Below are 26,586 nucleotides of genomic sequence, written 5' to 3'. Positions count from 1 at the left end.
ACCATCGCGGGCTACTGGCCCCTTTGCGTCTGCCTGGTTCGACGATATCCACGGCTGATGCTGCGTCGGCGGCCACAGCGACCATCTGAAACCGACGAAAGCCACGGAGAATGCGTGTGAAGACTGCAATTGTAACCGGTGCCACCTCCGGCATCGGCGAGGCCACGGCACGGGCATTGGCGGGCGCGGGCTGGCAGGTGATCGCCACCGGCCGCCGCGCCGATCGGCTCGCCCCGCTGAAGGAAACCTATGGCGACCTGATCCATCCGGCCGTGTTCGACATACGCGACGAAGCCGCGCTGGCGGATGCGCTTGCTGCCGTGCCCGAAGCCTTCCGGGAGATCGACCTGCTCGTCAACAATGCGGGCCTGGCACTCGGTACGGTTCCGGCGCAGCGGGCCGACCTCGATCAGTGGCGGACGATGATCGACACCAACGTCACCGCTTTGGTGGCGATCACGCATCGGCTGCTCCCCGGACTGATCGAACGTAAGGGGGGTATCGTGAACATCGCGTCGGTTGCCGGCACTTATCCTTATGCGGGCGGCAATGTGTACGGCGCGACCAAGGCGTTCGTGCAGCAGTTCACGCTCAACCTGCGCGTCGATCTCCACGGTACCGGCGTGCGCGTCAGCGCGATCGATCCTGGTATGGTCGAAACCGAGTTCACATTGGTCCGCACCGGCGGCGATCAGCACGCGTCGGACACCTTGTATACGGGGGCCGATCCAATGACCGCCGAGGATATCGCCGCCACCGTGCTGTGGATCGCGAGCCTGCCGCCGCACCTCAACGTCAACCGGCTGGAGCTGATGCCCGTCAGCCAGTCCTTTGCGGGGTTCCAGGTCGCGCGCGCCTCCTGAGCCCTCGTCCGGGATCAAGGTTTTGCCGCTGACGCTCGGCACGGTGCTGTTCAGCGGGCGACCGACGAGGCGACCCTCCCACCGCATCATCGACCCGGACGCGCAGCAACAGCAGGTCGGGCGCATTCGCTGTTCAGCCTCTACTCGACCTGACAGCCTGGTGCGGCGAGGATGGGCGGGGTCACGCCGCACCTCCCCCCCGCACGCCGATAGCCGTTTGCGGCGGCGATCGTTTCGTAATGGGTCGCGCAACCTGGCTGGCGGCGATCAACTGCGCGGTATCCTGCTCATGGGTGGTCCGCAGCCGCGATTTCAGCAGCGGGCTTGTCTGGCTGCGCTGAAAACCCGAGGCGGCGGGTGTTGGCTGACCACCGGTCCTTGCCGGTCACAGGCCGGCCACGCGAGTGGCTGAGCGGTTTTGCGCGAGAAACCGAGCGCGGGACTGGCATCAGCCGTCTTCGGGCTCTTCCTGTCGTTCGTGCGACGGCTGCTCCGCGCCGGCTTGATGTCATCTGCGGCTAAAGCGCCATGGCAGCGCCGGGTACGGTTTGCAGGCGTTCGATGTCCTGCCGTGGCGGGGCACCGAACAGGCGTCGATATTCGCGGCTGAACTGCGAGGGGCTTTCATAGCCGACGGCGAAGCCCGCGGTGCCGGCCGTCGCGCCGTCCGCCAACATCAGGCGGCGCGCCTCCTGCAACCGCAACTGCTTCTGATATTCGAGGGGCGTCATGCGCGTGATCGCCTTGAAATGCGCATGGAGCGAGGAGGGGCTCATGCCCGCTTCCGCCGCAACTTCCTCGATGCGGATCTGTCCGTCGAAGCGTCGGCGGATCGCGGCAATCGCGCGGCTTACCTGGTTGAGGTGGCTGCCCGCAGTGGCGACGTGGCGCAGCATCGGTCCGTGCGGGCCGGTGAGCAGCCGGTAGAGGATCTCGCGCTCGATCAACGGGGCGAGTGCGTCGATGGTCTCGGGCCGGTCGAGCAGTCGTACCAGCCTGCAGGCGGCGTCGATCAGGTCCGGGTCGCCGGGGTAGGTGCCCAACACCGGCAGGTCGGTGCGCGCCACGGTGACGCCCTCCGCCATCATCAACTCGGTCAGGAGCGCCGGATCGAGGTCGATCTTGCAGCAGAGATAGGGCCGGTCCGGGCTCGCTTCCAGCACATGCCCCACCAGCGGCAGGTCGACCGAGACGAGCAGGTAACGCGATGCATCGTAGATCAGACTGTGCTCCCCGATCGAGACCCGCTTCGACCCCTGGGCAATCAGGCACAAAGATGCTTCATATACGGCGGGCGTCGGCGTGCTGGGTCGATCGGCGCGGATCAGCGACACGCGCGGCATTGCCGTGCTGCAAATACCCGATCCCCGCACCTGGCGGGCGATGACCTGCGCGAATTCGGCGATCTTTTCCATGGATGCGGTGATCGACCAGCTTGGCCGATCCCGCAAGCGGGCGGCATCCGGATCTGGAGGATCGTGCAACAGGTTCAGACGATCGCTCTACTGCCTGCCGCTGCCGGTGCGCCATGTGGATGTCGTCACACTCCACGTGAAAGGAAGCATCATGACGCGGATCATCGACAAGGTCGTTCTGGTCACCGGCGCATCGAGCGGCATCGGTGAAGCGACCGCGCGCGAACTGGCGACGGCGGGCGCGCGCCTGTTCATCGGCGCACGCCGCGGCGATCGGCTGAAGGCGCTGGCCGACGAGCTGGGCGAAACCGTCGCCTGGCGCGAACTCGACGTGACCGACGGTGCCGACTTCGACGCCTTCGTCGAAGCGGCTGAGGCGCGGTTCGGGCGGGTTGACGTGCTGGTCAACAATGCCGGCGTGATGCCGCTCTCCCCGCTGGCCGCGCTGAAGCGCGACGAGTGGAAGTGGATGATCGACGTGAACATTCACGGCGTGCTGAACGGCATCGCTGCGGTGCTGCCGTGCTTCGTTGCGCAGCAGACCGGGCACGTGATCAACGTCGCCTCCGTGGCGGCCCACCTCGTGCTGCCGACGGCCGCCGTATATTGCGGCACGAAGCATGCGGTGCGCGCGATCACCGAGGGTCTGCGGCAGGAGCATGACGAGATCCGCTCGACCCTTATCTCGCCGGGCGTCACCGCGACCGAACTCGGCAGCGACATCACCGATCCCGCGGTCGCCGCGGCGTTGAAGGACTGGCGGCGGAAATCCCTCACCCCCGACGCGATTGCGCGCACAATCCGCTATGCGATCGAGCAGCCCGATGGCGTGGACATCAACGAGGTGATCGTGCGTCCAACGGCCGCGGATATGTGAAGCCTACATGCTTGCTCTGCACGCCAGCCTCCGACCTCACCGACGGAGGGCTGGCGCTTGCCGGAGCGTTCGCCGGAAGAGGGTGGGTCGGCCTTCGGGTAGAATGTCGCCTCCCCCATCCGCGCCGCCGGGCCCAGCCTCTTCCGCCTGTCTCGCACTGCGCTCCGGAGCGGTCACCGCCCCGGAATGCGGGGATCATGCCGAGGCGATCGCCTTGTCGACATCGGCCGCGCTGTAGTCGGCCAGTGCGCGATGGTGGACGCTCGATGCGATGATGAAGCCGACATTCACTTTGGGGAAGTTGGCAGATCCAGGCATGAGCGGCCCAGAAAGCGATGGCCCTTTGAAGGAGGCTCGCGCGCGGTCGGATGCGCTGGCAGGAGCGTCAACAGCCGCTTGCTTCTCCCTCGACCGCCTCCGCGAAGGTCTTCCTGAAAAGGCCCGCCGAGAAGGGCTTGATCAGTATCGCGGATGAGCGCGGCAGGGACGGGATCCGGTCGGGCGTACCGGTAATGTAGATGACGGGTATTTCGCCCAACTCGTCCCGGATCTTGCCTACGGCTGCGGGCCCGTTCCCGTCCAGCAGGGTGACGTCGGCGGTGATGAGGTCGGGCTGGCGGGACAATGCCGAATGGACCGCCTCGTCTTCGGTGGCCGCTATGTCGACCGTGTCGACGCCCTGTTCTTCCAGCAAATCCTGGATGCCCAAGGCGATGAATGGTTCATCTTCGATGATCAGCGCATGGCACATGGTGACAATCCCCGTACAAAGCCGGGGCATCCGGCTCCTCCCGCGCTACAAAACGCCGCGCGCCTGCTCCGGGTTTCGGTAACAAATTGAAAAACCGTCGCATTCCGCAGCATGGCGGACGGCCCTTACGTCCACAGCGGCAAGGTCTTGCTCTTCCGAAGGCTTCGACGGGGGGCCCGGTGCGCAGCGGGCGCGATGTCGGTGATCGGGAGCCGTCCGCTGGGTCGGTGTTGCCAATAACATATTGAAAGGAAACAGTATCTACTCGCCGCCGCTAACAAGCCGGTAAGGATGGCCGGTGCATGTGACACGGATGATCACCTCCGAAGCGTTTGCACAACTGCACCGGCATCAGGCGGCCATCCTGGAGACTTTCGGTCACGCGATCCGCCTGGTCGAGGGCGAGCCCCAGCTTGTGCAGAGATCGCTCTCGATTGCGCGCTGGACGTTGGCGCAACAAAGCCGGGAATATCAGCTGTTCAAGCGTACCGAGATCTTCGAACCCACGATCCGCTACGGATCGGCCGAACGCGCCAGCCAGGCGAGCGAGTTGATGTGGCTCTGCACCGGGCGGCACGAGGCGTTGATCGACTATGTGCGGCATTGGACGAGCCGCGACGTCGTCGGCGAATGGGTGATGTTCAAGGCCGCGACGTGCGAGTTGGCTGTCACGCTGCGCCAAGCCCTCGCCCAGGAGCGCAAGGACATTACGGGGCTTCTCGCGGGCTGCGCGCGAACCCGGCAACTGGGGTGAGGGAGGCAGGCGCCGGCTCGGCTGGCTGCGATCCGGATCAGCGGTCGGGATCGCCGCCCACGCGCCTGCGGAGTTCATCCTCGCTGACGATCTCCAGCCCGGATCCGGCGGCACGCAGCTCCTCTGCCCGCCGGTGGGGGGCGCTTGCCTGGACGTAGTTGCCGAAAGGCTGGTTGCCGTCGATCACCAGCATGGTCGTGGTCGTCCCGACCGATGCCATGATGCGCGCTCCCGCTCGCGCCAGCCAGTGCGCGAGGTTTCCGTCGCGCGACCCGCCGAGGATCGCCACGCGCTGCCCACGCAGCGGCCCGTCCGGCGCGGGCTCGGGCGCGGGGCCGCTGCGGTCGTTTGCCGGCTTAAGCCAGCCAGCCAGATCGATCCCGGTATGGTCGATCGCCCGGACGATCACCATGCCGGCCGCGCGCGCGTCGCTGAGCGCATCGTGATGCTTGTGACGCAGCCCCAGGAAGCGAGTGAGCACGTTCAGCCGATGGCTGGCGAGGTGGGGCCATGCCCGCTTGGCGACGCGCACGCTGTCCAGCCAAGTCGTGTCGATAGTGCGTCGCGCATGAACATGGCAAGCGGCCGCCAGCGCGCCCTTGTCGAACAGGGAATGCGCCACCGTGACGCGGCCGGAAAGATGCCCGTGGACCACGTCGTGGATGTGGGCAAAGGTCGGCTTGCCCGCGACATGGTCGCAACTGATGCCATGGATCCGGGTGTTGAAGGGCGAGAACTCGTCGCACGGATCAACCATGGTCTCGTAGGCAAAAACCTCGCGACCGTCGCGAAAGCCGACGATGCCGATCTGGCAGATGCTGCTGACCCGCGCACAGGCGGTCTCCACATCGACGACCACGAAGTCGACGTCCGGCGTTGCACAGACACTGTTCTGGATTGCGGCCTGCACAGGCTTGAGGAGGTTCATTCCGCGCAACATACCACGTCCGGCATGTTGTGCCATCCTGACCAGGTGAGCGGCAGGCAGGGCGGCAAACGATGCCCGGGCGTGTCCGGGACGGCCCCGGATCAGGCGGAACGCAGGCCCATCAACGACGCACGGTCCATCACCGGCGCGTCGGCCAGCAACGGCAACGGGCGTGCGAACAGATAGCCCTGGCCAAATTCGCAGCCCAGTTCGCGCAGGCGCAGCCGCTGCGCCTCCGTCTCCACTCCCTCCGCAACGACCGTCTTGTGCAGACCTGTGCCCAGGCCGATGATGGCGCGCACGATCGCCTCGCTTTGCCCGCCGTCTTCGAGCAGGCCGAACACGAACGATCGGTCGATCTTGAGCGTGTCGACCGGAATCTGTTTCAGGTGGATCAGCGAGGCATAGCCGGTACCGAAATCATCAAGCGCGATACGCACGCCGGCTTCATGGAGCAGGTGCAACGCCGACGTGACATCCTCCGCCGGCAGGCCGAGCACGATCCCCTCGGTCAGCTCGATGCAGAGGGCCTCGGGCGGGATCCTGGCGGCGCGCAGCTTGTCGATCAGGCGTTGCGCGGCGGCGGTGCCGCGCAGCTGTGCTGCCGTGAAGTTAACCGACAGGAAAGTGGCGGCATGGGGCCGATCCTGCAATGCGGCGATGGCGAGAGTCAGCACATGTTCCTGCAACTGCTCGCCCATCCGACCCTCGGCCAGGATGTCGCCGAAGATCGCCGGCGTCAGCAGACCGTGGTCGGGATGTTGCCACCGCAACAGTGCCTCATGCCCGATCATCCGCCCGCTGCCCAGATCGACGATCGGCTGGTAATGCAGGCTGAACTCGCCGCGCTCCAATCCGGCATGGGCATCGCGGATGAAGGCTGCATCGCGGTCGATCATGGCGCGCAGGCTGGGATCATAGGCATGCCGCTGCTGCCGTCCGGCGCGCTTGGCGCGGTAGAGGGCCAGGTCGGCATTCTTGTAGAGGGTGTCGATGTCCGTGGCGTCGCAGGGAAAGCGCGCGGTGCCGATGCTGAGCGATAGCCACCAGGTACGGCCAGCATGATTCCATTCCGCATCCTGGATGCCGTCCAGGGCGCGATCGACCTGCTGCGCGCGCTCGGGCCGGTCGAGAGGGAGCAGCACCGCGAATTCGTCGCCGCCGATGCGCGACACCTGGCCCTCCGGCCCGGCCGCGGCCGCCAGGCAGGCGCCGACATGGCGGATCAGCGCATCGCCGCCATCATGGCCGAGCCGGTCGTTGACGGCCTTGAGGTGGTCCACATCGATCAGGAACAGCTTGAATCCGCTGGCGGCAGTGCGCTCCACCAGCGCCTGCAGCCCGATCTGGAACGCCGCGCGGTTGCCCAGCCCGGTCAGGAAATCCTTGTGGGCGGCACGGCGCAGCGTGTCGCTCTCAACTGCAGTCGCATGGGCCGCCTGTTCGGCGCAATCACGCTCGTGGCGGAGCAGGCGGAAGCGGTCCGCAATGGCCAGCGACAGGACCATGGACTCCAGCGCGATGCTGGCGAAGGTCGCCATGTCGACCAGGTCGCTCTTGGGCAGCCAACCAAAATTGCGGCCGAGCCTCAGCAGGAAAACGCAGATGACCGGCATCCACCCGGCCATGTAGAACCATACCGTGCGGCTGCCGCGCCGGATCGCATAAGCCAGGCAGGTCGCCGCGGACATTGCACCGCCGAGAACCGCATAGTTCATCCAGCGATCGGTCCGGCCGGCCGGCAGCAGGTGGTCGGCAGATGCCAGCAGCCCCAGCACGAGACCGGCAATGGCCAGGCCGATGCCCGTCCGCCGCAGCCAGCGCGGCAACATACCCGTTTCCAGCACGGACAGCAGGAACATGTTGCCCGCGCCGATCATGATGCCCACCAGCACGAAATTGGCCCGCACCGCCCATGGCCCCACGAAGCCGGGCAACAGATAGGCGGCGGCATTGGTCCACGTCAGGCCATAGACCAGGGTGGACGCCGCCCAGATCAGATACCAGCACTGGAACGCGTAACGCTGCCCCGTATAGATCAGCAGGTTGTAGGCGAAGGCCGAAAGCAGCGCGCCGACGAACAGACCGATCAGCAGCAGCCATCGGGCGTCGTCATGCGCGGCCTGGCGTGGGGTCGCCGCCGTCACCTTGCGCATCAGCCTCAGATCGTCGAGCCGGGAAAAGCCGATATACAAAGCGGTGAGATCGGCACCGGGCGCATCCACAGTGAAGCGCAGCAGCCCGCCCGGCGACCAATTGCGCGCAAGATCCTCCGCGCCACGCACGATCCGCTGGCTGTCGCCGTCGGCGGACACGGCTATGATGGCGATCCGGTCGAAGCGGGTCTGATCGACCAGCAACTGCCAGCCGGGAGGAAGGGCGCGCAGGGCAGATACGCCGTCGACCCGCAGCCACGTCCAGCCGTCGCGGCCGCCGGCAGGGGAGGGCTGACCTTTGCAGGCGAAGCGCAGGCCCGCCAGCGCGGCGGGAGAGGGGATGGCCAGACCCGGAGACGTCGCGACGCAGGTCGACGAACGCAGATCGATGCCCGCCGCATGCGCGGCCGACCAGGGGCCCAGCAAGAGCACCAGAAAGCCGCACAATAATCGCCAGACCAGCATCGCATTCCCCCCCGAGAACAACGTGGCCCCTGCACAGCAACCAATAACAAGTGCTTAACGCCGGCTCCTTCCTAGAGCATAATCGGCCCCGGCGCGAGTATTCCAGCCCTCATCCCCCGTTAGGCTGCCCAGACAGCCAACACGGCCTTTTCCCGGGCGAGTGGCGCCACCATCTAGGCGGGGAAGGAGCAGGATTTGATGGCGACCTACCAGAAGACCGACGAAGCGATCGCGCGCCTGACGCCCGAGCAGTTCCACATCACCCAGCGCAGCGGGACCGAGCGGCCGGGGACGGGCGAATATCTCCACAACAAGCAGGTCGGCATCTACGTCGACGTGGTGTCGGGAGAACCGCTGTTCGCCTCAACCGATAAATATGAATCCGGCTGCGGATGGCCGAGCTTCACGCGGCCGGTGGAGCCCGTCAACGTCACCGAACTGCGGGACGTGAGCCACGGCATGATGCGCACCGAGGTGCGTTCGGCGCATGGCGACAGCCACCTCGGCCATGTCTTCGATGATGGTCCGCGCGACCGCGGCGGGCTGCGTTATTGCATCAATTCGGCCGCCCTGCGCTTCGTGCCGCGTGAGGCGATGGAAGCCGAAGGCTATGGTGCCTACCTCGATCAGGTCGGCGGAGCCGCCTGATCCCGGTTGTTTCAACCGTGCGGCGGCGCCTTCCGCTGCACGGTCGATGAAAAAGTTTGTAATGGTTTGATCCAGTTGCCGAATTGTTAACAACCCTCAGCTATTTGCTCCGGAATGCCCGAGAACATCCATGATGCCGAAGCGGCCCGGTTGGACGCGCTGCGGCAGTTGAAGCTGCTGGACACGCCGCCGAGCGAGAGCTTCGATCGCATCACCCGCATGGCGGCGCAGATCTTCGGCCTGCCGATCGCGGCGGTGTCGCTGACCGATAATGACCGGCAATGGTTCAAGTCCCGGGTCGGCATTTCCCACGATCATATCGCGCGGTTCAAGGCGCCCTGCGCCGACGTGGCGATGACCCGCGAACTCGTGGTGTTGTCGGATCTGCCCAACCATCCCGATTATGCCGGCAGCAGGCTCGCCGGCGATGGTGTCCGCTTCTATGCCGGCGCGCCGCTGGTGACGCGCGACGGCTATGGCTTGGGCGCCCTGTGCGTGCTCGGCACCGAACCGCGTGAGATTACCGACCAGGAGGCAGCGTCGCTCCGCGATCTCGCGGCGATGGTGATGTCGCAGATCGAGCTTCAGCATGCCTATGGGCGGGTCGATCCGGTTACGAACCTGCCCAACCGGGTCCAGTTCCTGGAGGATCTGGACGATCTTGGGCGGGATCAGGGCGGTGAGCGGATCGCGGTCCTGGTCGATCTGGCCCATGCGGAGGAGGTGAGCCACCTGATCCGGGTGATGGGCGCGGCGCGGCTGGACGACATGATCCGCGGCGCCGCGCGCGAACTCCGCTCCGCCTTGGCCGGGAGCGTCCTGTATCATGTGGCAGCGACGCAATTCGCCTTTCTGGCACCGCCGGGGGCGGCCATGTCCGATTACCTGACCTTGCTGAGACGCGAGATCAGGGCGATGGGCCGGCGGTCCTCCTTGCGCTTCGTCACGACCGCCACGGTGGGCGTCATGCCCTTCACATCGGGCGGCACCACGCCCGCCGACGTGTTGCGCGGTGCACATAGCGCGGCGCAGGACGCGCGCGACGCCGGGTCCGAACTGGCGGTTTATTCGTCGCAGAGCGATGCCTTGTACCGCCGCCGGCTGCGCCTGATCGAAGCGTTCGGTCGTGCGCTGGAAAGCGAGGATCAGCTGTCGCTCGTCTTTCAGCCGCGCATAAACCTGTCCGACGGCGCCTGCATCGGGGTGGAGGCGCTGCTGCGCTGGCGGCATCCGGAACTGGGCGTCATCTCGCCCGCGGAGTTCATCCCTTTGATCGAACGCACCGGCCTTGTCCGGCCGGCGGCCGAATGGGTGCTGGACGCGGCGCTGGGCCGGGCCGGCGAGTGGTTCCGCGCGGGCCATCGCCGGGTCATGTCGATCAACATTTCGGCGGCCAACCTGAGCGAAAGCGACCTGGTCGATCGCCTCAAGCAACACATTGCGCGACACGGAGTACCCAGCCGCCTGGTGGAGGTCGAGCTTACCGAGACCGCGGTTATGGACGAGGGCAGTTCGGCCCACGACTGCCTGCAGGCGATCAGCGATGCGGGGATAGGCGTCGCCATCGACGATTTCGGCACCGGCTATAGCAGCCTGGCCTATCTCCAGCGGCTTCCTGCCAAGGTGATCAAGATCGACCAGTCGTTCATCCTGAACCTGGACAAGGATGAGCGTGATCGGGCCTTGGTGGTCAGCATGGTCCGCCTGTCCCACGAACTGGGCTATCGCGTGGTCGCGGAGGGCGTGGAGACGGAAGAGATCGGGGCATGGCTACGGGACATTGGCTGCGACGAGGCGCAGGGTTTCCTCTACGGCCGTCCCATGCCGGCCAAGCAGCTCCACCGGATGTTGATCCCGGTCGATCAGCCGGACGCAGGCGTGATCGCGGCCTGACCGGCGCTTGCCTCGCCAGCATGTCGGCGCGCGGAGGGAGGCTGTCACCCGAAGTAGTAACACTGCTGCCTGCTCCTGCCCGGTGACGGCAGTGGGTTAGCGTGCCTCCAGCGGGCCGTTGCGGAGCCTGCCGGGGGGACATGCATGGCTTGGTGGCATGAGGCGGGCGGGCGGCCGGGAGGAACCCGATCGTGAGCATTTCGGCGGTGCACGGGCGGTCCGTCGACGTCCAGCCGCCACCGGCGCGTTCGGGGGGCGTCGCCCGGTGGCGGCAGCATCGCGCCGCAACCCGCATCGACGTCGATTTCACCCTCGCGGTACATAACCGTACCGGGAAATATTTCATCGGCCGTGACCTGATCGATGGGGCGGCGGACCTGATCGGGCGGATCTATTATGGGCCGATGCATTTCGGCCGGTTGCCGCAGCGATGGGTCGGCCGGGTGCTGGCGCGGATCCAGTATCTCCAGACCCGACATCACTTCAGCAAGGGCCGCTGGGGCATTCCCCGGCGTCGCTCCGCGCGCGCGCTGCTGCATCTCGATCCGTTCACGGTGGGCTCGGTGGTGCTGCGGCCCGGGGACGTGGTGCTGTGCCACGATGTCGGCCCGATCACCCATCCGGACCTGTTCGAGCCGCATGTCTCCGCCGCCTATGACACGATCTACCGCGAGATTGCCGACGTGCAGCCGCGCCTGGTCTTCGTGAGCCAGGCCTCCCTGCACGCATTCCATCAGCGTTTCCCGCACGTGCCGCAATCGCGCAGCACCGTGATCTACCCTGCGATCCGCGCGCGGCGCGGTACCGGATCGTCGGCGCCGGCAGCCCTGAGCGCGGGACCGTTCCTGCTGACGGTCGGCAGCATTGGCAGCCGCAAGAACCAGCTTGCCTCTGTCCGGGCATTTGCGCGGTCGGGGTTGGCCGAGCGCGGCTATCTTTATGTCCTCTGCGGCGCACGGGAGCCGGGTTTCGAACAAGTCGCCGAGGCAGCCGAAGCGATCCCCGGCGTGCTGCTATTGCCCTATGTGGCCGAAGCCGAACTGGCGTGGCTGTACGAGCATGCCAGCGGCTTCGTGCTGGCAAGCAAGCTCGAGGGTTTCGGAATGCCGGTCGCCGAAGCGGTGGCTCACGGTCTGGTGCCCGCCGTCACCAGGGGCAGCGTGCTCCAGGAGGTAGCCGGTGACGACGCGTTGCTGGTCGATGCCGAGGATGAGGACACGATCGCCGCCGCCATGATCGCGCTGGCCGACATGCCGGACGCGGAACGCCGCCGTCGCCGGGCGGGCCTGACCCAGGCGATCGCGCGGTTCACACCCGAAGCGTTCGTGGCCGCATGGCGCGCAGCGTTGCTGGCGGTGCTTGCCGGGACGCCGGAGTAAGCGGCGGTGGCAGTGATCGCGCTGGTGGAAGCCTACCCCTACGCCACCATCTGCGGCGGCGATGGCGTGTACCTGGAACGGCTGCGGCATTATCTGCTGTTGCACGGCCATAACGTGGTGTCGATCGTGACCGATACGGCGCGCGGACGAGCCAATCCGATGGTGCGCCTGCGCGGCGCATATGGCGCGCATCACCGCTGGATGCTGCGCGGGTCGTTGAGACTGAGGCGGGGTGTCTACCTCTCGCTGCTCCCGGCTCTTGTCCGCAACGCGGCGCGGAGGATGCGCGGCATGGCGGCAGGGGACGGCGAGCCGGGCCGGGGCGAGCTGGCCTGGCTGCGACGGCGACTGGACCGGCTGCGCCCCGATGCGATCCTGCTGGGCATGGGTGCGTGCGCCTTTGCCGGCGATCTCGCCAAACGCGGCATCCCGCTGGTGGCCTTGCGCGGATTTCTGGTCGAGGTGGACAATGGTCTGGAGCGGGAAGCGCGCCTGCAACAGGACCTGCTGAGCAGGCGTTATGCGGAACTCGCGCCCGCCGACCTCGTCACGTTCAACAACAAGGCCGATGCGGCAGCCTATTCCCGCGCGACCGGCCGAGGGGCCGCAATCGTCGGCATGGGCTTTCCGACGCGCAGCAGCGGGCGGGACGGGGCCGATCCGGTGCTGCTATTCGTGGGTGCGGCGACCGCATGCAATATCCAGTCGCTCCGCTGGTTCCTGGATCGTTGCTGGCCGGCCATCGTGGCGGTGGTGCCGGAAGCCTGTTTCCGCATCATCGGCTCCGTTGCGACCGCGTTGGCGACGCTCCCCAACGGTGTCGTCGCGGTCGGTGCGGTGGACGATCTGGGGCCCGAATATGCAGCAGCGCAGGTGGTGGTGGCGCCGCTCGTATCCGGCAGCAACGGCGTCAAGACCAAGGTGATCGAGGCGCTGTCCTTTGGGCGCGCGCTTGTCACTACCAGCTTGGGGATCGAGCCGGAGGATCGCCCGCATCTCGCCGGCGGGCTGCTGATCGCCGACGACCCGGACCATTTCTCGGCATTGGTGGTGCGGCTGTTGAGCGACGCATCCGCGCGGCGGCAGGTGGAGCATGCCGCCGGGAGGTTGTTCCAGCGGCTATATGCCGAAGGGCAGGCTTACGGTGATCTCGCACAATTCCTCGATGCCCGGCTGCCCCAGCAAAGATCCCGCCCTGTTCAAGGCACGGTCCGGGGATGGCGTGCCGCCAATGTTCAGGCGGAGCGCGGTTACAAGGCTGGTGTCGATAACATAGGTTGAAGAACAAGCCTTGCCCGCGACTTGGTTTGTTAAATTAATTGTAACCGAATGTAGTAAGCCAGAGTTTGGCGTAATTAGTAACCTAAGCGATAATTATGCTCCCGGTGGAGTCATATAGACCATTTCAGGATGGGCGGAGGACGCAAGGGCGCACCAAGAGGTGGTAGTTCCAAGCACCGAAGTCCCATCGAAGCATTCCAACAGGGGGCACTGGAATGAATGCGACCTTGGCAATCGGGCTTGTCATTCCGAACGAAATCGTACGTGAGGGTATCTGCCACATCCTGTCGGATCGGCAGTTCCAGGTGGAGGTGTCGGTCTCGTCCGCTGCGGAGCTTGCGGAGCAGGACGTGGACGATCTCCACGTCGTGGTGATGAGCCTTGGCGCCAATGACAGCGTGCGCGATGCCTGTGCCGCGCTCAATCGCGCATGTCCCGGGACTCGCCATGTCTTGACCGCGCTGGATTTCGACATGGACGACATGGTGCTGGCGTTTGAAAGCGGTATCGACGGACTGATCCTGAGCGATGCGTCGTGCGACCTGTTCGCCGGCTCGCTCCGGCTGGTCGCTCTGGGCGAGCGTGTGCTGCCTGGCAAGGTGGCCGACTATCTGGTGGGCAACCGCACGGTCGCCATGGCCGAGCCGCGGGAGCCGCTGCAGCCGGCATCCGGGCTGTCGCATCGCGAGATCGACATCCTCAGGCATCTGGTGAATGGTGACGCCAACAAGGTCATAGCCCGCCGTCTCAACATCGCCGAAGCGACGGTCAAGGTGCATGTGAAGACGATCCTGCGCAAGTTGCAGCTCGCCAACCGGACGCAGGCCGCGATCTGGGCGACCCGGCATCACCTGAACGGCACCGCCTGTCACCCGGCAAACGGACATGCGGCGGGCGGGATCGGGCTGACCACGGCCGAGGTTCACACCGCGCACTGACAAGGGTGTCCCAAGTCGCAGCAGGGGACCGACGGTTCGGCCGCGCTCCGCTTGGCGGTACCGCTTGAGCAGAAGCCGAGCATAATGGCGCCAGTTCGGATGGTGTGCCTCCGATTTCCATGCATGATCGGGCTTGATCCGGACATACAAAGACAAAGCGGCCGCAAAAGGCCGTGAGGAGGGGGGAATTGCGGCAAACCAGCATCGGCATCGTCTGCCCGACGGACCTTGCCCGCGAAAGCCTGCGGGCCGTGCTGGAAGCGCGCAGCCTGTCGGTCGATGCGGCGGGCGCGAGCGTTTCCGACCTGCGCGGCATGGACGGCGTCGCGCGATCACTCGACCTCATCGTCGTGGTGGGGGAGCTTGACCGCGCAAGCCTGGACACCGCACGGGAGGCGAAGGCCAGTTTCCCGGACGCGCGCGTGGCGCTGACGCTCAACCCCCAGGCGCTGGACCTGGTTGCGGAGGCGTTGGGCGATGGGGTCGACGGCATCCTGCTGGAAGACATGTCGTGCGACCAGCTCGCCATCTCGCTCCGGCTGATCGCGCTGGGCGAACGCGTGTTGCCTTCGCGCATATTCCAGCATCTGCTGAACACACCCAACAGCAGGGCAGCGCCGCCGCCGACACTGGACGGGGTCGACGCCGATCTGTCCGACCGCGAGATGGCAATCCTGAAATGCTTGATGGCGGGCGAGGCGAACAAAGTCATCTCGCGCCGTCTCGGCGTGACCGAGGCAACGGTGAAGGTGCATGTGAAGGCGATCCTGCGCAAGCTGAACGTCGCCAATCGCACGCAGGCGGCCTTGTGGGCGCTGGCGCACGGCCTCAACCGGGCGGGCTGATCCAGAGCTACAAGGCGTCAGGCCGTGCTGCCGGCATCCACGGTCATGATGGTGCCCGTCACCGCCGCCGCGTCGGGCCCCAGCAGATAGACTACCGCACCCGCTGCATCCTCCGGCGTGGCAAGATCGCGCAGCGCGCTTCGGCGGGCGATGGACTCGAGCCTGTCGCCCTGCAGCCCGGCCGTCATCTCCGTCTTCATGAAGCCGGGTGCGACGGCGTTCACCGTTACGCCACGCCGGCCCAGCTCGCGCGCCAGCGACCGGGTCAACCCCTCGATCGCGGCCTTGGAAGCGCCATAAGCGGCCAAGCCCGAAAAGCCGGTCCGCGCCACGATCGAACTGATGTTGACGATCCGCCCTTCGCCGGCACCTGCCATTGCCCGCGAGACATACTTGGCCAGCACGATCGGCGACGTCGCATTGACCCGCATCACCTGCTCGATGTCGTTCAGGTGCATGGTGCCCAATATGCCGCTGACCCCCGCCGCGGCATTGTTGACCAGGCCGTAGAGCGGGCCATGCGCCTTCATCACCATCGCGGCGAAGGCGGGAATGGCGGCGGTATCCATCAGGTCCAGCGGTTCAAACAGCAAGGCACCGTCATGGCGCTCGCGGAGCATGGTCAGTGCCTCGCTCTCCGCGCGGCCCGATGCGATCACGCGATAGCCGCCGTCGAGCAGCCGGCGGGTGATCGCCAGCCCCAGCCCCCGTGTCGCGCCGGTGACCAGCACCGTCTTCATGCAGTGCGGCCGATCTTGCCGCTGGCGTCGGCGGCCACCTGCGGCACCAGCCGGATCGCGGCGGGGCATTTCCAGCGCGGCAGGTGCTGCGCGCAGTGTGTCTGCAACGTCCTGGTGAGCGTGCCGGCATGAGCGGCATCGTCCCGCGCCACCACCTCCGCGATCACGATCTGGCCGGTGATGGGATTGCTGCGGGCATGGATGCGGGCGAAGGCCACGTCCGGATGCGCCAGCAGCACCGCCTCCACCTCCTGCGGGTAGAGCTTGTCGCCGCCGACATTGATCGCGCCATTGGCCCGGCCGCGAAACAGGCAGCGGTCGCCGGCCTGTTCCACCATGTCGCCCGTATCGACGAAGCCCTCGTCGTCGGCATAGGCGGCAGTGCTGCCGACATAGGTGCGGCGGCCGCGTGCCGAGCGGATCAACAGCCGCCCATCGACCAGCTTGAGCGCCGGGCCGGCGCCTGGGCGGTCGAGCATGGCGGCGGGGAAGCCCGGCAGCCCATCGGTGATCGCGAAGGAGGCGCCAGCCTCGGTCGAGGCGTAGACATGGCTGATCCGCGCCTCGGGAAAACGCCGCTGCAACGCGGCCAGCACTCCGCCATCGGCAATCTCGCCTCCCAGCGTGATCTGGCGCAAGGCCAGCCCGTCACTTGCCGGGGTCATCAGGATCTTGCGCCACAGGGTGGGCGTGGCGGACATGGCCGTGCAGCCTTCGGCCTTGAGGAAAGCCAACCTGCGCGCCGGCGGCCAGTCCGGATCGGGCAGCAGCAGCACGCCTTGCGCCAGGGCCTGCACCATCACCTGCACGCCGGCGAAGCGCGCGGGTCCGTACATCTGGCCCCAGCGCCATGCTTCGCCCGGCCGCGTGCGCACACCGGTGCAAAGGCCGGACAAGTCATGGTCCACAAGCTTGGGCGATCCGGTCGTGCCCGATGTCGCGAAGATCCATCGTGTGGCGACCGTCCGGGCCGGGGTTGCAGGTGTTGAGGAAAGAGCGCGGTCGATCGGGTCGGTCCAGTGGATCGTCTCTCCGTCCGCCAGATCCTGCCGGTCGGTGAGGATGGCCCGCACCTGCGATCGCGCGGCGAGTTCGCTGACCATTGCGGGGGAAAGGTCGTCCGGCAGCAGCAGCAATCGCCCGGCAATTCCATCCAGCGCCGTCAGCGCGATCAGGAACCTGAGAGGGTCATGGCAGCAGAGCGCGACCGATCCGGCCGCCTTGGCCCGTTCCAGCGGCTCAACCACTGCCGCGGCGGCCAGCATGTCCGCCGACCATCCACCGCCCGGCGCAAGCACCGCGACCTCGCCCACGCCGCGCGCGCGGCGGATCAGGGCATCAAGGCTGGTTGGCTTCATAGAAGGCCACGAACTCGCCGAGACGGGTGGGGTAATACGGGGAGTCGGACAGGGTGAAGGGATCCCATCCCAATTCCTCCTCCAGTCGCGCGACCAGGATGGCGAAGCCGAGCGAGTCCAGCCCGCTTTCCAGCAGCACCATGTCGTCGGACAGCGGGTGGTGCAGGGTGGCACCCATGCCCTCCGCCACATCGATCAGCGTTTCGATGATCGTGGTTCGCAGCCCCGTGGGTGCGGTGGCGGGCTGCGCGATCGCCATGTCGGTCATGCGGCGTCCTCCTTCACTGATGGTGTGGAGCGTACGGCCCCGGCGCGCGGCATCAATCGCGACATGGGCGCCAGCACGGTGGTGTCTGCCGGAACGTCCGTCATCACCACGGCATTGGGACCGATATTGACGCGGTCACCGATCCGGACATTGCCGATGATGATCGCACCTACGCCGATATCCACATTGGCGCCGATCACGGGGCCGATCCCGGCCGCGAAATTGTCGCGACCGATCCCTGCCTCGCCGAGCGTCACGCCCTGGCGGATGATGCAATCGTCGCCGAACGTCGCAAAGCGGTGGATCACGATGCCGTGCTGATGCCCGATCAGCAGGCGCCGGCCGATCCGGGCACTGCTGTGGATCTCGATCCCGTAATGATTGCGGACGTAGCGGAACAGGATGCCGTGCAGCAGCAGCATCGGCACGCGGATCACGGCAGACCGCCGGGAGCGTGCCCATGCGCCCAGTCGATAGGTCGCAACCGCCCGGAAGCCCGGCGTCCGCAGGCCGAGATCGTGACGGCGAAGGTCCTCCCGCACCAGCCGCATCAGGCCGACCCGCGCAATCTCCGGATTGTCGACCTGTGACCAGTTGCGTCCCAGGCGCACCGCAATCCGGCCAAGGCGGGATGCCGACGGTGGCTGTCCCGCGTCCGAAACCAGCATCGGCTTTGCCCCCTGCCGTTTCCATCAGAGTGCGGGAGCGCGGTGGGTGCGGCAACGGTGATCGAAGGATAGGAGCTGGCGCATCCGGGGTAATCATGCAGACGGCCGCGCCTGCGGCGGGCCGAGCCGCGCCACCATTGCCGTCCCGAACGCGACCAGCCGCGCCTCCGCACCCGCCGGGCGACCGCTTGCACGCCACAGCAGCAGCATGGACAAGACATAGACGGTCGCGCCCCACGCCGCGCTCGCCATCAAACCTCCGGCGATCAGCAGCGGCGGCGCGGTGAGGGGCCCCGCCGGCCACAGGGGATGGAGGGCGGCTGCCATGACGATGCTGCTGAGCATGGCTCGCCACGAGCCCAACATTTGCCGCCGCATGGACAGGCCGATCATCGATCGCACGAGCCGCATCGCATAAAGCGTTATCAGCAGGGTGGCGGTGGCGCGTGCGGCGATCACGCCAGGGACGCCCGCCTGCATCGCCGCGGCGCAGGTCAGCGGCAGGCGCACCGCGAATTCCAGGCTGCTCAGGCGAAAGCCGGTATCGGTGCGGTTGATCGCCATGGCCAGCGCGCCCGCCGGAGCCACGAACAGCGCCGGAATGGTCGCCAGCGCCAGCCAGCGCAGCACGGTCGCGGTTTCCCCCCATTGGGGCCCGAGCGCCAGCATGGTCAGCGGACCCGCCAGCATGCTCATTCCCACGATCACCGGCAGGCAGAGCGCGACCAACGTCGCCGTTCCCAGCTGATAGGCGTTGGCCTGCCGTGCCGGATCGTCCTGAACCATGGCGAAGCCGGCCACCAGCGGACGGGAAATCTGCTGGATCACGATCTGGAACGGCAAAAAAGCGAGGGTGCTGGCGATGGTGAAAAGGCCAAGTTCCTGCCGCGCGACGAAGCGGCCGAGCGCCAGTTGGTCGACCTGCCAGCTGATCGCATTCAGCACCTGGCCGCCGCTGGCCCACCCGAGGAAGCGGGTGAAAGCCGGCCATTCCCGCAAGGTGAAGCGCGGCGACCAGGGCGCCATCGCATAGGCGATCAGGTTCATCGCCAACGGCCCTGCAATCGTTCCGGCTGCGATCGCCCAGTAGCTTCGCGTCGTCCAGGCGAGGCCGGCGGCCACCGTCAGCGAGCAAAGCTTCGTGCCGACCTCCACCAAAGTCTCCCGGCGGAAATCGAGGTTGCGCGCGAAGATGGCGAAACGGGGGTTGCAGATGCCGCGCAAGGCGGGCGCCAGCGCCAGTGCAGAGACCAGACCGACCAGTCGCACATCGTTGTAGAGGATCGCGAACGGCCACGCGGCGAGGCACAGCAGGGCCGCGATCGCGCCGCCCCGCATCACGCTGACGGTGAAGGCGGTGTCGAGATGGTCCTGGTCGATCACCGGCATCCGCACCACGGCTTGCGCGATCGGCAGATCGGACACCGCCTCGCAGATCAGCACCAACGTCATGGCGATCGCCACCAGGCCGAAGTCGGCCGGCGTCAACAGCCGCGCGAGCAGGATCAGCGCCACGAAATCGATCCCGCGCGTGACCAGCCGGGTTCCGATCAGGATACCCGCCCCGGCCGCGGTGCGGCGGGTCAGTCGTTCGCCATCCCCCGTCTTCAAACACGCCCCCTGTCTGCATGTGCGGGCAGAGTAAGGGCGGCGCCGAAACGGGCCCACCGCGCAACCGGACTAGGCCTTTCGGCTACAGCACCAGAAAGGCGGCCTCGCTCAGCTGCGGCCCGATCGGCGTGCGCCAGCCCAGTTTCCAGATCGCGTAAGCCGGCCAGGCGAGGACCGCGACGCAATAGTCCGCGCCGCGGAGCGGTGCCCCGATGCGGGCCAATTCCGACGTAAGCTCGCGATAGGCCATCCCGAACCGGCGAAGGCGCCAGAGCAGGGCCTTGCGGGCCATGTTGCGCCGGGCGAAGGTGACCGCGCGCGCATAGCCGCGCTCGGTCCAGCAGCGCTCGCCGAAGACCAGCATCATCTTGAAATAAGTCAGCAGCATCATGTTGATCTGGCGAGCATAAAGGGGGCTACGTCCGTCCGTCATCAGGCTGTTGGACGCGGCGCCGGCATGGCGTCGGCTGTAGACCAGCGGTTCGTGGAGATAGCCGAAATCGCCCCGCAAGGCCGCGCGCACCACGGCATAGGGATCGGCGCCATATTCGTGCGTCCCGAAAAAGGGCCGCGCGCGATCGGCGGGGTGCAGGCGTACGAACAGGTGCTGGAACGGCAACCAGGAGATGGTGCGGTCGAGAATGGCGCGGCTGGCGGCGACACCGTCCACGATCGTCTGCCCGGCTGGTATGTTGGCGCGGCGGACCAGGTCGCAATGCACGTCCTCGCACGACACGGTCTGCACCGATGGATGCGCCTCCGCCAGCCCGACGAACCTGGCGATGCAATCCGGGTGCATGATGTCGTCGGCACACAGCAACTTGGCATAGACCGCCTCCTCGGGGATAAGCGAAAAGGCTTTGTCCCAATTGTCGGTGAGCGGCAGCAGGTCCGGGTTGCGATACACGATCACCGGCACGGCCCGGTCGACATAAGAGCCCAGTATATCCGCCGTGCGATCCGTGCTGGCATTGTCGAGCACCAGGTGGAGCAGGTTGGGGTAAGTCTGCGCCTGGACCGACTCCATCGCCGCCCGCAGGAAGGCTTCGCCATTATAGACCGGCGTCACCACCACCGTCAGCGGAGCGGATTGGGGCCGGGCCGTCTTGCTGGTCACGCGGCCATCGCCTTGACCAATCGCCGCGCGGCCTGCTCCCCGCTGAGGAACGCCGCGTCGGTCCAGGTATAGCCCCACTGCCCGAACCGCCCGCACGATGCGATGCCGACATCCTCCAGGAACGCCTGCACCAGCTCCAGCGCGGGCCGCCGGTCATGATCGAAGATGACGTTGGCGAACGGGATCCAGATCGCGCTGCGGTGGATGATCTCGGATCGATCCCCGATCAGGCCGCAGCGGATCAGTGCGTCGATCGCCGGATCGATCCAGTCGTCGGGCGTGCCCTCCAGCGGGCGATATTTGTCGCTGAAATAGATTTCCGCCTGCATCGCGCCGCAGCCGGGCGGCGCGGAATAAGGCGACAAAGCGGTGCGGTAGCTGACCCGCGCGAACGGAATATCCTCGTCGTAGAAATAGGACCATTGCGCTTTGCTCTCGATCGGGCGGTTCAGGCCGATATTCACCACCACGCATTGCGAGCAGGCGAGCCGTGCGGCTGCGTCCACGACATCGGCGGGTGCGCCCTTGATCAGCGGCACCAGCACCGGCAGCGGCAGCGAGGAGATGAGCTGGTCGTAGCCCGCCGATGCGCCGGTGGCGAATTGGATCCGCCGGGCGGCGGGGTCGATCCCCGTCACCCGGTGGCCGCAATGCACGTCCGCCTTCGGGAAAAGGCCATGCATGAAGCCTTCGAACCCGCCGAAGCTGGGATAGCGGAAATCGTCCACATAGAAAACGTCGAGCGGTTCATGCTCCAACGCGCCGCGCAGCACTTCGCCCAACTCCGGCCGGTACAGGCGTGGGCCGAGCCAGTCGGTGGTCATGTTGGTCGCATCCGTGGTATGGTATTTGCGCGTATAGACCATGGGAAAGGTCTCGGCGAAGGTCGTGCCGAAGGCGGCGATCAGCCAGTCGTGGTAGTTGTCGATTGCGGGCTCCTGCATCTGGCTGGCCGCCACGAAGTCGCGGATGCAGTCGACCACCAGCGGCGTCGGCAGACCGTGCAGGTTCACTTGCGCCGGATGCTTGATCCAGTGACCCTTCCAGTAATTGTTGCAATATACCTTGCCGGTCTCGAACTTGCCGGCGACCGAGGATGCGAAGACCTGCTTTACCCGGTCACTCTTGGTAAAGGAGATGTGCACCCCTTCGTCGAACACGAAGCCGTCACCATGGTCGAAGCTGGAGGTCAGCCCGCCGGGACGGGGACGCTGATCGTACATGCGCGGGCGGATGCCATATTCGGCCAGCTGGTTCGCCGCCCCGAAACCGGCCATGCCGCTGCCAAGGATGACGAAGCCAGTATCCCCCGTCACGCCGCCACCTGCGCGCCGGCCAAGGGGTCAGCCACAAGCGGAACACGGCTCCACCGCAGGTTCCCCGTCAGCCGTCCGCTGGCGAGATGCTCCTCCAGCGCGCGGAGCCGGGTGGCGCCTGCGCGCAGCAACGGCTCCGACGTGTGACCCGACGCGATCAGGCCGTGGAGCAGGCGCTGGATCGATTGTTCCAAAGTCACCCGTGGCTGATGATCGGGCGCCAGCCTGGCATACAGGCCGAAATCGACCTTGTAGGATCTCCTGTCCGGCGGTGCGCTGCGATTGATCGACACGGTGGTGTGCGACACGATCCGCGCAACGGTCTCCGCAAGCGTGCTGACCTGGCGATTGCCCTCCGCGCTGCCGGCATTGACGACCAGGAACGGGCCGCCCTGGTCGGGCTGGCGGGTTGCGGCCCATTCCATCGCCAGCGCCATGTCGGCAACGTCGATCAACGGCCGCCACGGCGTCCCGTCGCTCAGCACCTTGATCTCGCCATTGAGCAGCGCCGAGGCGACGAAATCGTTGAGGACCAGGTCCAGTCGAAGCCGCGGCGACATGCCGCAGGCGGTAGCGAAGCGGAGGCAGGTGATGATCATCCCGCCCGCCGCGCCGAGTTGCGCCAGTTCCTCCTCCGTCCCGATCTTGGAGCGGGCATAGGCTGTCAGCGGGTTGAGCGCGTCGTCCTCGCGCCGCGCGCCGCTTTCGGCAAAGCCATAGACGCTGCAACTCGATGCGAAGACGAAGTGCGATACGCCCGCGTCCGCCGCCAGCCGGGCCAGCCGGACGCTTGCCTGCTGATTGATCTCCAACGTTGCGTGCTCGAAGCGATGGCCCATGGGATCGTTGGAGATGGCGGCCAGGTGGATCACCGCATCCACCCCGGCCAGCAAAGCGGGTGGCAGATCGCGCACGTCGCCGAATTCCTGCCGGGCCAGCACATGCTCGGGCAGCGTGCCGCCGCCGATCAGGTTGGCGGCGAAGAAGCCCGCATCATAGCCGATCAGCTCGGCATCGGGCAGGCGTTGGCGCAGATGGGCGACGACGACGGGCCCCACATAGCCCATGTTTCCGGTGATCAGAATGCGCATCGGCAGTCACCTTGGTTGGAGGGAGGTCGAGCGACAGGCGGTTCAGGCCGGCAGCGCCTGCGGAAAGGGAATGGCGACCAGGAACGTGCCGCCGCCATCGGCAAAGGCCTGCTGCTGCTGGACGATCTCGTCCGCGAAGTTCCACGGCAGGATCAGCAGGTGGGTGACGGGATCGTCCGCAAGGGCGTCCACCGCGCGGATCGGCAGCATCACGCCCGGCATCAGCTTGCCGACCTTGTGGGTGTTGCGATCCACCACATAGCGGATCGTGCCCCGGGGCAGGTCGGCATAGTTCAACAGGGTCGCCCCCTTCGCCGCCGCGCCGTAGGCGGCAATTGTCCCGCCCGCCGCGACGATGTCGTGCAGCATGGCGCGCAGCCCGTCGCGCACCGCAGCGACGCGGGTGCCGAAATCCTCGAACGCGGCCAACGTGTCGAGCCCGCGGGTGCGCTCCTCCGCCATGAGGCGCGCCAGGCGAAGCGAACGGCCCGGCTGGCGGCTGACCCGCAGCCGTAGCGATCCGCCATGTATGTCCAGCGGCAGGGCATCGTTCATGTGCAGGCCATGCCGCTCGAAGATCGGCTCCAGCGCCCGCAGCGAGTAATAGAAGACATGCTCGTGATAGATCGTGTCGAATGCGCAGCGGTCGATCAACTCGCGGACATAGGGAAACTCGAACTCCGCAATCCCGTCGTGGGCGAGCAGGATTGAGAAGCCCTCCACGAAGTCGTTGATGGACTCCACATGCGCCAGCACGTTGTTGGCGAGCATGACGGAGGCATGGTGGCCATGCGCCGTCAGCTCGCGCGCGAGATCTGCGTTGAAGAAGGCGTTCAGCGTCGGCACCCTCCGCGCGATAGCATCCCGCGCCGGGCCCTTGGCCGGATCGATCCCCAGCACCCGCGCGCCCGAGCCGCGAAAGGCCTGCAGCAGGTAACCGTCGTTGCTTGCCACCTCCACCACCAGATCGGCGGGGCCCAGCTTGCGTTCGGCGATCAGTGCCTCGGCATGGGCGCGGCTATGATCCAACAGGGCTGGGATGAACGAGGAGAAATAGGGATAGTCGCCGCCGAACAGGGTGCCGGGCGGGATCGTCTCGCTCACCTGGCAAAGGCTGCACGCGCGGCAGACCATCAGTTCGAGCGGAAACAGCGGCTGCTCGCCATCCTTGTCCGCCGGATCGACCAAGGCATTGGCGATGGGCTGCCGACCGAGGTCGAGCACCATCACCAGGTCGGCGCTGCCGCAGGACCGGCAGGCGGACAGCCGGGCCGAGGCGTCCGCCATCCCGCCCGGCGCGACGATTTGGATACTGGCCATGATCACGCAACCTCCCGCAAAAGTCCGGCCTGCTCGGCCACGTCGGCAGCGGCCTTGATGTGGGCGAAGGGACGTTCGGCCTGCTCCGCCATGTCGAGCAAGCTGTGGCGTCCATCCGCCAGATTCAGTACCCACAGCAGGTCCATCTGGGTCGCGCCGCCGGCCTCGCTCTGACCCGCAATGGCGCGGTACAGGCCGCGCCGTCCCAGCTGGGGCTCGCCCCGCCCGTCGATCCGGACCAATGTGCGGTCGGCGTCCAGAAGGTCGATCACGTCGGCGACCAGCCGATAGGATTGCTCCAGCGCCGCCGGGGTCACGAAGTCGCAATCGTCCAGCGACGTATGATATTCGGGAAAGGTGCCGTGGACCGCGCGCATCAGGCAGCCGAACGGCAGGTCATAGCCGGGTGAGCAGAATTGCCGCTCGTCATAGCCGTAAGGCGTGAAGGGCAGCAGTGCGTGGGGATGGCCCCCATGGCGCAGCACATGCCCGACCGCGCGGTCGATCGGCGCGCCGCGCCGGCTGTTCTTGTAGTGAAACGGTCCCGGATCGCCCACGCAGGTCAGCACCAGCCCGTGGCGGATACGCGGCAGCACGTCCTCGTTGCGGGCGAGCCAGGTGATCGCGCCGATCGTCGCCGGCAGGAACAGGATCCTCAGCCCCAGCCGATTGCGCCGGCCCGCCGCCTGGCGCGCGGCGAGCGCGGCCGCCACCACCATGCCCGACAGATTGTCGTTGGCGAGGCTGGGATGGCAGACGTGGACGCTGACCACCACCTCTTCCGCGCCGTGGCCGGGTATGAACAGCTCTCCGTAGGTCAACGATCCCGGCGCCAGTTCGCTGTCGATGTCGACGCGATAGGCGTCGTCGGTCATCGTCGCCCACAATCGATCCGGGATGCAGAAGCCCCAGCTTTGTGCATGGTAGGCGGTACGGTACGGGATCGCGTCCGGCTGTTCGGGCAAGGTGTGGATGTGGCCGGCCAGATCCTCCCGCGTGACCGTGCCGTGAACGGGTGTGCTGTAACCCATCACATGCAGGTTGTTGCCCGCCCAGTCGACGATCGTGTCGCCATCCAGCGAGCGGATCGATCCGCCGCGCATGGTCCATTCGGGCGGCACCCGCCAGTCGAGCACCGGCGTGCCGCTCGGCACCTCATGGATGCGCAGGCGGACGTGGCGCCCGATCTCACGCAGGGTTTCGCGCACGCCGTCGCCCGTCAGGCTGCGCGGCAAGGGGTAGAGCTTGCGCACCAAAGTATGCAGGTCGAACGGCGGTTCGGGGTCGATCGCGCGAAAGGCGTCGGGCGCGACCAGGTTCATCGCACACCCGCCAGGAAACCGGGCACCCTGCCGGCCAAGGCAGGCCAGGCCAGGTCGCTCGCCGACACGGAGGTGACCGGCTCCGGCCAGTCTATCCCGACATGCGGATCGTCGTAGCGGAAGCCGTCATAGACGGTGGGAACGTAGCGTTCGCCCATCAGATATTCGACCACCACGTCATCGCTCAACGTCTGGAAACCGTGGGCGAAGCCGGGCGGAACGTAGAGCATCGTCCAGTCCGTCTCCGACAATATGCGCGCGTGCGGCTGCCGGTAGCAGGGCGAGCCGGGGCGGAGATCGACGATCACGTCCCAGATGCGGCCCCGGCTGCAACGCACGATCTTGGCATCCCGCCAGGGCGCGCGCTGGAAGTGCATGCCGCGGATGCTGCCGCGCGCGCGGGTCAGGGAGGTGTTGCCCTGCACCGGAGTGAACAGGATGCCGGCCGCCGCGAACAATTCCGTGCACCAGGTCCGCGCGAAAGCCCCGCGTTCGTCATCATGGACCTTGAGCTCGATCAGGCGCGCGTCCGTGCCTGCGATCTGGGTCATCCTCACGCGCGTTCTCCCGCCGAAACGGGAA

The 26,586-nt window shown here is 66.7% G+C and carries 25 protein-coding genes; 9 read left to right on the top strand and 16 right to left on the bottom strand.

Features of this window, described 5'->3' with window-relative positions; all coding sequences use genetic code 11:
• Positions 1 to 110: 110 nt before the first annotated feature.
• Positions 111 to 863, top strand: a complete 753-nt coding sequence (locus Q0D93_RS10470) for an SDR family NAD(P)-dependent oxidoreductase (protein WP_294393732.1) — start codon at positions 111 to 113, stop codon at positions 861 to 863.
• Positions 864 to 1,381: 518 nt separating this feature from the next.
• Here Q0D93_RS10470 and Q0D93_RS10465 read toward each other — a convergent pair.
• Positions 1,382 to 2,278 (bottom strand): AraC family transcriptional regulator, encoded by an 897-nt coding sequence (locus Q0D93_RS10465; protein ID WP_294393730.1) that lies wholly within the window; start codon positions 2,276 to 2,278, stop codon positions 1,382 to 1,384.
• 151 nt (positions 2,279 to 2,429) lie between these two features.
• Between Q0D93_RS10465 and Q0D93_RS10460 the strand changes: the two genes are divergently transcribed.
• A complete protein-coding gene (locus Q0D93_RS10460) occupies positions 2,430 to 3,155 on the top strand; it encodes an SDR family oxidoreductase (protein WP_294393727.1) in 726 nt (241 codons plus the stop codon).
• Between the two features lie 195 nt (positions 3,156 to 3,350).
• On the opposite strand, the gene Q0D93_RS10455 is transcribed toward Q0D93_RS10460, so the two are convergent.
• Positions 3,351 to 3,473: a hypothetical protein gene (locus tag Q0D93_RS10455; RefSeq protein WP_294393724.1), complete on the bottom strand. Its 123-nt coding sequence runs from the start codon at positions 3,471 to 3,473 to the stop codon at positions 3,351 to 3,353.
• 67 nt (positions 3,474 to 3,540) lie between these two features.
• Entirely contained in the window at positions 3,541 to 3,906 is a 366-nt protein-coding gene (locus tag Q0D93_RS10450; RefSeq protein WP_294393721.1) for a response regulator, read from the bottom strand.
• A gap of 304 nt (positions 3,907 to 4,210) precedes the next feature.
• Between Q0D93_RS10450 and Q0D93_RS10445 the strand changes: the two genes are divergently transcribed.
• Positions 4,211 to 4,660, top strand: a complete 450-nt coding sequence (locus Q0D93_RS10445) for a hypothetical protein (RefSeq protein ID WP_294393719.1) — start codon at positions 4,211 to 4,213, stop codon at positions 4,658 to 4,660.
• 37 nt (positions 4,661 to 4,697) lie between these two features.
• On the opposite strand, the gene Q0D93_RS10440 is transcribed toward Q0D93_RS10445, so the two are convergent.
• A complete protein-coding gene (locus Q0D93_RS10440) occupies positions 4,698 to 5,588 on the bottom strand; it encodes an exonuclease domain-containing protein (protein WP_294393717.1) in 891 nt (296 codons plus the stop codon).
• Positions 5,589 to 5,689: 101 nt separating this feature from the next.
• Positions 5,690 to 8,209 (bottom strand): EAL domain-containing protein, encoded by a 2,520-nt coding sequence (locus tag Q0D93_RS10435; RefSeq protein ID WP_294393712.1) that lies wholly within the window; start codon positions 8,207 to 8,209, stop codon positions 5,690 to 5,692.
• A 198-nt stretch (positions 8,210 to 8,407) separates the two neighbouring features.
• Here Q0D93_RS10435 and msrB point away from each other — a divergent pair, with 198 nt between their 5' ends.
• The 6 genes from msrB (at position 8,408) to Q0D93_RS10405 (ending at position 15,193) form a co-directional block, all read left to right on the top strand.
• Entirely contained in the window at positions 8,408 to 8,857 is a 450-nt protein-coding gene (gene msrB / locus Q0D93_RS10430; protein ID WP_294393709.1) for a peptide-methionine (R)-S-oxide reductase MsrB, read from the top strand.
• A 114-nt stretch (positions 8,858 to 8,971) separates the two neighbouring features.
• Positions 8,972 to 10,750 carry a GGDEF and EAL domain-containing protein gene (locus Q0D93_RS10425; RefSeq protein WP_294393707.1) on the top strand — a complete coding sequence of 593 codons (1,779 nt, stop codon included), beginning with the start codon at positions 8,972 to 8,974 and terminating at the stop codon, positions 10,748 to 10,750.
• A 191-nt stretch (positions 10,751 to 10,941) separates the two neighbouring features.
• On the top strand, positions 10,942 to 12,129 hold the full coding sequence (locus Q0D93_RS10420; RefSeq protein ID WP_294393704.1) for a glycosyltransferase family 1 protein: 1,188 nt from the start codon (positions 10,942 to 10,944) through the stop codon (positions 12,127 to 12,129).
• 6 nt (positions 12,130 to 12,135) lie between these two features.
• Complete coding sequence (locus tag Q0D93_RS10415) at positions 12,136 to 13,410, top strand: glycosyltransferase family 4 protein (RefSeq protein WP_294393701.1); 1,275 nt, start codon at positions 12,136 to 12,138, stop codon at positions 13,408 to 13,410.
• Between the two features lie 227 nt (positions 13,411 to 13,637).
• Positions 13,638 to 14,348, top strand: a complete 711-nt coding sequence (locus tag Q0D93_RS10410) for a response regulator transcription factor (RefSeq protein WP_294393698.1) — start codon at positions 13,638 to 13,640, stop codon at positions 14,346 to 14,348.
• 188 nt (positions 14,349 to 14,536) lie between these two features.
• A complete protein-coding gene (locus Q0D93_RS10405; protein ID WP_294393697.1) occupies positions 14,537 to 15,193 on the top strand; it encodes a response regulator transcription factor in 657 nt (218 codons plus the stop codon).
• A gap of 17 nt (positions 15,194 to 15,210) precedes the next feature.
• On the opposite strand, the gene Q0D93_RS10400 is transcribed toward Q0D93_RS10405, so the two are convergent.
• From Q0D93_RS10400 to rfbC, 11 genes are all read right to left on the bottom strand, one after another.
• The gene (locus tag Q0D93_RS10400; RefSeq protein WP_294393696.1) at positions 15,211 to 15,933 is read right to left on the bottom strand and encodes an SDR family oxidoreductase; all 723 of its coding nucleotides are present in this window, start codon (positions 15,931 to 15,933) and stop codon (positions 15,211 to 15,213) included.
• A complete protein-coding gene (locus Q0D93_RS10395) occupies positions 15,930 to 17,291 on the bottom strand; it encodes a fatty acid--CoA ligase family protein (RefSeq protein WP_294393694.1) in 1,362 nt (453 codons plus the stop codon). Before Q0D93_RS10395 ends, Q0D93_RS10400 begins: the two co-directional genes overlap by 4 nt.
• Positions 17,272 to 17,559 carry an acyl carrier protein gene (locus Q0D93_RS10390; RefSeq protein WP_294393690.1) on the bottom strand — a complete coding sequence of 96 codons (288 nt, stop codon included), beginning with the start codon at positions 17,557 to 17,559 and terminating at the stop codon, positions 17,272 to 17,274. The genes Q0D93_RS10395 and Q0D93_RS10390 overlap by 20 nt, the downstream gene beginning before the upstream one ends.
• Positions 17,556 to 18,227: a serine acetyltransferase gene (locus Q0D93_RS10385; RefSeq protein WP_294393687.1), complete on the bottom strand. Its 672-nt coding sequence runs from the start codon at positions 18,225 to 18,227 to the stop codon at positions 17,556 to 17,558. The genes Q0D93_RS10390 and Q0D93_RS10385 overlap by 4 nt, the downstream gene beginning before the upstream one ends.
• Positions 18,228 to 18,320: 93 nt before the next feature.
• Positions 18,321 to 19,838 (bottom strand): lipopolysaccharide biosynthesis protein, encoded by a 1,518-nt coding sequence (locus tag Q0D93_RS10380; protein ID WP_294393685.1) that lies wholly within the window; start codon positions 19,836 to 19,838, stop codon positions 18,321 to 18,323.
• 82 nt (positions 19,839 to 19,920) lie between these two features.
• The gene (locus Q0D93_RS10375) at positions 19,921 to 20,955 is read right to left on the bottom strand and encodes a glycosyltransferase (RefSeq protein ID WP_294393681.1); all 1,035 of its coding nucleotides are present in this window, start codon (positions 20,953 to 20,955) and stop codon (positions 19,921 to 19,923) included.
• A complete protein-coding gene (locus Q0D93_RS10370; protein WP_294393678.1) occupies positions 20,952 to 22,271 on the bottom strand; it encodes an NAD(P)-binding protein in 1,320 nt (439 codons plus the stop codon). Before Q0D93_RS10370 ends, Q0D93_RS10375 begins: the two co-directional genes overlap by 4 nt.
• Entirely contained in the window at positions 22,268 to 23,362 is a 1,095-nt protein-coding gene (locus Q0D93_RS10365) for an SDR family oxidoreductase (RefSeq protein ID WP_294393676.1), read from the bottom strand. The genes Q0D93_RS10370 and Q0D93_RS10365 overlap by 4 nt, the downstream gene beginning before the upstream one ends.
• Positions 23,363 to 23,404: 42 nt before the next feature.
• Complete coding sequence (locus Q0D93_RS10360) at positions 23,405 to 24,682, bottom strand: class I SAM-dependent methyltransferase (protein ID WP_294393674.1); 1,278 nt, start codon at positions 24,680 to 24,682, stop codon at positions 23,405 to 23,407.
• 2 nt (positions 24,683 to 24,684) lie between these two features.
• The gene (locus tag Q0D93_RS10355) at positions 24,685 to 26,004 is read right to left on the bottom strand and encodes a DUF4910 domain-containing protein (protein ID WP_294393672.1); all 1,320 of its coding nucleotides are present in this window, start codon (positions 26,002 to 26,004) and stop codon (positions 24,685 to 24,687) included.
• Positions 26,001 to 26,555 carry a dTDP-4-dehydrorhamnose 3,5-epimerase gene (gene rfbC / locus Q0D93_RS10350; protein ID WP_294393669.1) on the bottom strand — a complete coding sequence of 185 codons (555 nt, stop codon included), beginning with the start codon at positions 26,553 to 26,555 and terminating at the stop codon, positions 26,001 to 26,003. The genes Q0D93_RS10355 and rfbC overlap by 4 nt, the downstream gene beginning before the upstream one ends.
• Between the last annotated feature and the right edge of the window lie 31 nt (positions 26,556 to 26,586).

Source organism: uncultured Sphingomonas sp. (assembly GCF_934560975.1).
In the GTDB taxonomy this organism is placed as follows: Bacteria; Pseudomonadota; Alphaproteobacteria; order Sphingomonadales; family Sphingomonadaceae; genus Sphingomonas_I.
Note: the sequence above shows the minus strand (reverse complement) of the source record. Positions and strands in the feature narration are given on the sequence as shown.